The following is a 5888-nucleotide window of genomic DNA, read 5'->3' as shown; positions in this document are numbered from 1 at the left end:
ACGACCGGCAGAACACGCCCTTCGAAGGCGTGTCCCGAGCGGGTAACAGCTATCGACGTCGGTAGATCCCGGTGATGGGTAGTCTGGCGACGTTTCCTTTGATAATATTGACCATGACCTGCTGCTGCGGGCTGTTCGCAAACACATAACGTGTGCCTGGGCGCTGCTCTACATCGAAAGATGGCTGACAGCACCAATGCGGAAGGAGGATGGGACAAACGTCGAGCGAAACTGCGGCACGCCACAAGGCGGTGTCGTTAGCCCGATACTTGCCAACCTCTTCCTGCATTATGCATTCGACGTGTGGATGGGCAGACAATTCCCTGACCTGCCGTGGTGTCGTTACGCGGATGATGGACTGGTGCATTGCCGGAGCGAGAGTGAAGCGCGGATCGTCTGAGAAGCCCTCGCAGCTCGTCTTCGGGAATGCCGAGTGGAAATGCATCCCGCGAAAACGAAAATCGTCTACTGCAAAGATGATCGACGGAGGGGTAGGCACGAGACCGTCAAGTTTGACTTTCTCGGGTATTGCTTTCGTCCGCGATCCGTCCAGGGTCCAGTTACGCAGAAAACGTTTTGCGGATTTACCCCGGCCGTCAGCACATCGGCGCTGAACTCGATGCGGGAGAGGATTCGAAGCCTGAAACTCCGTAAACGAACGGAGGTGACGTTGGATGACATTGCCCGCGAGATAAACCCGATCGTTCGGGGATGGATCGCATACTATGGGCAATACTCGCGCTCGGCGCTCTATCCGATGGCGCGATACATCAACGAAACCCTCTATGTTTGGTTTAAGCGGAAATATAAGCGCTTTCGCAAACGCCTGGGGCAAGCGCGTCTCTTTGTTGCAAAGATTGCGCGTGAAAACCGAAAGCTGTTCGTACACTGGCAACTTGGTAATGGCACGGAGCTCGCTTGATGGGAGCCGGGTGAGGTGAGAGCCTCACGCCCGGTTCTGAGAGAGGCTGGAGGTGAGATTCCTCCGGCCTACTCGCCCGACCGTGCCCCTCCTGGCCAGGGGCGCAACGCGGCAGGCAAGTTCCAATGACACGAAAATCGCGCCAAGATCCGTGCGGACAGCGGTCGGATGAATGGATGCAGATTCCATAAACTGCTCCTCCTGAGCGAGTGTTTTGATGCAACCTCACTCTGCCAGAGCGTCGGCCGCTGTTCACTCCTCATGGGATCTAAAGCCGAAGAAGACATCACCCGCACTTGGCCTATCCAATCGGACGCCCGATCAAACAGGGCACGCATCTCCAAGACCCTGCTTTCCATGGCCGCTTTCGACGCTATCGTCGGCGCACCGATTGATGTTTTCGAGGTCATCGTCGAGACGTCGTAGCTTCTCGACGAGTACCCCTCTTGGCGTTTCAAGCCCAGGGCGAGCAACCGAATCATCGTACTGCATTTTTAACCTCTCGAATCATTGCCCTCTTTTTTATCGTCGTATGGAGTCAAATAGACGCCATATGAGATAATAAAAGATCTCATACGGTATCAATTGACATTTTTTTGGGGGACCGGCTTCTCGAGAGAATGAGGATACCTGCCCCACCCGACGCCCTTCGGGTCGCTCGCGCGCTTTTGAACCTATCGCAGCGCGCCGCTGCCGAGGCTGCTGGCGTGCCACACAGGTATCTCAGCATTGTCGAATCCTCGGCCTCGCGGATCAGCACGAACCTGGAATTGGTTGATTTTTATGCCGCTGCGGGCATCGAGCTACTGGGTGAGGCCTCCATCGGAAACGAGGTCACTCGCGCTGGAGCCAGGTGGTCGGCCCCGAATTCGCCGGACATCAGCAAAGCCGTGAAAGCGACGTTTCACGTTGAGGACACACGGGTGTCCTTTCGGGCCGCGCGGGCGTTATTGAACAAAAAGCAGGATGAGATCGCTGAATTAACCGGCTTGAGCCGAGCCACCGTCAAGAGCCTGGAATCTGGCAAGGCCTGGCAGGAGTCACACCAAACGCTACTGACGTTCTACGAACGCTCCGGTGTCGAGTTCGTCGGTTGGGGCGACCCGGTTACTAACAGGTATTTCGGCATAGGAGTCCGCTGGTCTCCGAATTCATCCGGGCCGGAATTCGTATCCAATCCGGCCCGGCCATGATCACCCGCGAGATGGCACCGCAGAAGCACCCTGGAACCTCGCAGCCCGGGTCGGTCGCCACTACGGTCGGCTACGCCGCTCCAGATGCGCTGCGAGCGGCCCGGGCGCTCTTGGGTCTCACGCAACCCGAACTGGCGGCGTCGATCGGGATGTGCCGGAAATCGGTGGCCGCTTGCGAGTCGGGAGTTGGCGCGACGCTGAAGTCGATCGGCGCACTCCGGAATTACTACGAGCTGCAAGGCATAGAATTCCTGGGAAGGATCGACCTGAACAAAAACGAGGTTCACGGGTCGGGGGCATGCTGGAAACTAAAGGACGTGTACTTGAGTTTCCGGCCGTCGGTACCGCCCGATGTGAACTTTTCTGCCGCAAGAGCGCTCCTGGGGCTTGAGGAGCGCGAGGTTGCTAGGAAGGCGGGCCTGACGCCAAGACAGGTAGGAAGTCTCGAGCGCGGCCAGGCCTTCACCAGGAAGGGTCACGATCGCCTCTGCGATTTCTTCGTAGACAGCGGAGTGGAGTTTCTGAGCTTCAGGTCGGGACGAATCTCGTATATTGGCCTCGGCGTCCGCCGTGCATGTTTAGAAGTCCCGCTGCTGCCCCACCATTGGGCAAATCGGGAATCCGAGCGGGAACGGTCTTGCGGCTGATTCCGAATTTTAGGTGGCCTTTCCGTTGCATTAATTGCCGTTTTTGATTCCGCCCTCGCGCCGTGTTTTCCTCGCTCTGTAACCGAAATCGGAAGGTGACAGCCATGGCAAAGCGCCCCCCGCGCGGACCGAAAAGCTCTCGCACGATCTCCAATCCATACGGCGTCTATTCGTACCGTGAGGTCTGCGAGCTTACGACGTTTTCCAGGCAGACGATCTATCGGCTGCGCAAGAAGCGATTGTTCCCGGAGGGCCGGAAACCCACGCCCGGCCGCATAGTCTGGTCGAAAGACGTGATCCATCTCTATCAGGCGGGGAAGTGGAAACCCGACCCGCCGGAGCCGGACGATGACAATCACGACGACGGAAATGACGGATAGAGGGCGGCCGAGCCGCCCTCTACCTGTGCCGCTCAGGTAAAGAAGCGGCCGGCTTTTTCGAGTCTCAGCGAGAGGTCGATCGCGGCGGCCTTCAAGACGGCCACGATTTCGTCCAATCTGCCCTCCAGTGGGGATTTCGGCCCCTCGATCCAATGGTGCCGCCAGGGAACGTCGTAAAACGGGCTGTAGGCAGTAAGCTTCAATCTGCCGCTCGGCATCTTCCGATACGTCTTCCATGTGTAGCCAACGAATTCGGCCCTGTTGAATTGCGAGGCGGGAACAAAATTTCCGTCGCCCGCATATGCCAGATGCTGTTTCTCGCTGACCTCCACGAGCGAAAGGCCGAGCGGAACACCCGCGATGTGGACCACGGTCGGCCGAAGCGGTGTCCACGGAAGCGGGCTGTCCGGTCGCGCCGGATCAGGCTTAACAGCCTCGTCGTAGTTGTCGATATCGACGCGGATAAGGATTTCAGAACCGGTCGCGATTTCGACGGGGTGGCCAGACTCCTCGAGTCGGTTGTACAGCGCGCTCGCGAACCGCAGGCAGCTATCCAGCCCCACTGCCGACGTCACGATATCAACGAGGAGCTTCCGGCGTGGCTTGAGGTAATAACCGTCGGAACCGGTTTGAGCCGTCCGGAAGTCATCTTCCGCTCGCCGCACCAGTTCGTGCGACCCATCTTTCATTCTAGGTGCGAGGACCGGCCGTTCCTTCTGGGGCGCGGAGAGCTTCAACTTCTTCGGCCTGCGGCGGCGCGCAAACCCTATGGCATCCCCTTTCTTCCACGACCGTCGCGTACCCGGGCCCGCTGCGGGGAGCTCGGGCACGGCGCCGGCGTTGTCGGTATCGCGACTTCTCCAATAACCGCGCGAAGGCTTTGGAACTTCCAAAGCCCGGCAGACGTGGCCGAGGTAGCTGTCGGTGATTTTCAGACGCGTTGCTGCCTCGACGCCAGGGACGCTCCAGACCAACGCGTAGAGCTCGTCGCGGGTGATCGTGGTCATCGCCGCCTCCCTTGCGTTGTCTGCTCGGCTTCCTCCGCCTGCGCGGGGCGGTGGAATTCCTCCCATGAACCGCCCGCGGGTTCGTCGTCCCAGAAATCGCCCTTGGAACCCTCGACCACTTCGCCGAGCCGGTCATGCAGCTTCGCCATAGCCTTTCGTCGTTGTGGAATTTGACGGTACTGGTCATACAGCCCCTCTATTCCCTTCTTGCTGTGGTTGAGGATTCCCTCGGCCACATCGCTGGGAACGTCCAGAGCCGATAGCGCCGTGCGGTCGACCCGCCGGTCATCGTGCAGCACGAAATGCCGCATGACCTTTGTCGAATCGATCTCCCGCAAGGCCGCCTCGGCCTTGGCGCGGAGAGTATTGGTCGCCCCACCGAAGCCCTTGATCGGCGATTGCCCGTGGCTCGAGCTGAACACGTAGTCACCGTGTCCCGGCGGCAGGCTGCGGTGGATGTCGGCGAGCAACTCCATCAGTTGGTCCGAAAGCGGGACAAGATGTTCGACGAGCTTGCCCTTGACTCTAATGGGAGGCGCTCTCCAGAGCATTGTCGCGGGGTCCAGCTCCGACCAGCGCATCCCCGCGACCGCGGTCCTCCGCTCGGCGATCAGCAGCAGGACTTTGAAGTACGGTCCGTATGGATACGGCATTTCCTCTGCTGCCTGCCAGTACGCCCGCAACTCCCATGGCTCCAAGACATGCAGCCGAGCGTTCTTCCAAAGCTCGAGGTCTTCGGGATTCAGGCCTTCCAGCGGATCTACGAGTATTCCGTAGTGCCCGCAACGGAGTGGTGCCTTGACCCACCTGAAGAACGCCTGGAGATGCTTGAAGAGCAGATAGGCTTGGCTCATTGTTCGACAGCTGAGGTTCTCGATGATTACACCGAGGTCCTCTCGCGTCACCTCGGCAACGGGCTTTGTTAGCGTTTCGGCGGCCTCTGGATTGTCGAGAAGGGTCCGACGGATCACGGCGATGTCGCCCAGCACGTGCCGCGTATATCGCCGATCGGGCAACCAGGAGATGAAATCAACGAGGGCGGAGCGAAAGACCCTCCGCTCCTCGAGGCGCTTCTCCCGCTCCGTGCGCGTCTTCTCTTCCGCCGGGTCGATCCCCTGTTTGATCAGTTCGTTCCATGCGCGCGCGGTTGCCCGCGCCGCCTCCAGTGAGATTTTCGGAAACTCGCCGATCTTCCTGCGGGTCGTCCTGACGTCGCCGGGGAACCTGGTCATCAGCACGAACACTTTCCTCCGCGTGCCCACCCTGACGACAAGATTGGCGACCTCGCCGTCGTGGACGTCGCGTCGCCTCCCGGACTGTGTGGGCTTCTCTCTCTCGATCCTTTCCTCATCCAATATGCGCGCTCTTTTCATTGCCGTGCTCCAGTTTGGGCAGCGCGATGGTCGGCAAAGCCGCGGAACGGACGTGTTTCAGCCGCCCGTCGGGAATTAAACCCCTCGACCACATTGAAGTCAATGATTTCAAGTGGTTAGTACCGTATGTTACCAAATGATACCGCCTGGTACCGGCTGACCACAGTGCTCATAACCGCTTGGTTGGGGGTTCGAGTCCCTCCGGGCCCACCATTTCATTGTTTTTATTATAGAATTTCTACGGGGCCCAACATGGGCCCAACATGGTAGACCGTATGTTCCTGGGATGAAGGTGGCCCGCCCCCGCGGTAAGCTGAATTCGGGGGTTGCTCTGGATAGGCCGGAGCCGAGCCCCACGCTTAAGCG

The 5888-nt window shown here is 59.3% G+C and carries 8 protein-coding genes; 6 read left to right on the top strand and 2 right to left on the bottom strand.

The annotated features are described in order from the left end of the window. The first annotated feature begins 106 nt into the window (after positions 1 to 106). The 6 genes from PY650_RS35935 to PY650_RS35910 all read left to right on the top strand — a co-directional run bounded on the left by PY650_RS35935 (position 107) and on the right by PY650_RS35910 (position 3142). On the top strand, positions 107 to 400 hold the full coding sequence (locus tag PY650_RS35935; RefSeq protein ID WP_285884829.1) for a reverse transcriptase domain-containing protein: 294 nt from the start codon (positions 107 to 109) through the stop codon (positions 398 to 400). Between the two features lie 39 nt (positions 401 to 439). Next, entirely contained in the window at positions 440 to 922 is a 483-nt protein-coding gene (locus tag PY650_RS37260) for a group II intron maturase-specific domain-containing protein (RefSeq protein WP_349644552.1), read from the top strand. Between the two features lie 261 nt (positions 923 to 1183). Next, positions 1184 to 1348 (top strand): hypothetical protein, encoded by a 165-nt coding sequence (locus PY650_RS35925; RefSeq protein WP_285884826.1) that lies wholly within the window; start codon positions 1184 to 1186, stop codon positions 1346 to 1348. Positions 1349 to 1590: 242 nt separating this feature from the next. Beyond that, entirely contained in the window at positions 1591 to 2115 is a 525-nt protein-coding gene (locus PY650_RS35920) for a helix-turn-helix domain-containing protein (protein ID WP_285884824.1), read from the top strand. Further along, on the top strand, positions 2112 to 2762 hold the full coding sequence (locus tag PY650_RS35915) for a hypothetical protein (protein ID WP_285884822.1): 651 nt from the start codon (positions 2112 to 2114) through the stop codon (positions 2760 to 2762). Before PY650_RS35920 ends, PY650_RS35915 begins: the two co-directional genes overlap by 4 nt. Positions 2763 to 2866: 104 nt before the next feature. Beyond that, positions 2867 to 3142: a helix-turn-helix transcriptional regulator gene (locus tag PY650_RS35910; protein ID WP_285884820.1), complete on the top strand. Its 276-nt coding sequence runs from the start codon at positions 2867 to 2869 to the stop codon at positions 3140 to 3142. Positions 3143 to 3174: 32 nt separating this feature from the next. Here PY650_RS35910 and PY650_RS35905 read toward each other — a convergent pair whose 3' ends face one another. Both PY650_RS35905 and PY650_RS35900 read right to left on the bottom strand, forming a co-directional pair. Further along, positions 3175 to 4149, bottom strand: coding sequence for a hypothetical protein (locus tag PY650_RS35905; protein ID WP_285884818.1), 975 nt, complete (start codon positions 4147 to 4149; stop codon positions 3175 to 3177). Further along, positions 4146 to 5522, bottom strand: a complete 1377-nt coding sequence (locus PY650_RS35900) for a tyrosine-type recombinase/integrase (protein WP_285884816.1) — start codon at positions 5520 to 5522, stop codon at positions 4146 to 4148. Before PY650_RS35900 ends, PY650_RS35905 begins: the two co-directional genes overlap by 4 nt. Between the last annotated feature and the right edge of the window lie 366 nt (positions 5523 to 5888).

The sequence above is a fragment of the Martinezella calliandrae genome (assembly GCF_030272695.1).
GTDB lineage: Bacteria > Pseudomonadota > Alphaproteobacteria > Rhizobiales > Rhizobiaceae > Rhizobium > Rhizobium calliandrae.
This window is presented reverse-complemented; position numbering and strand designations above follow the sequence as displayed.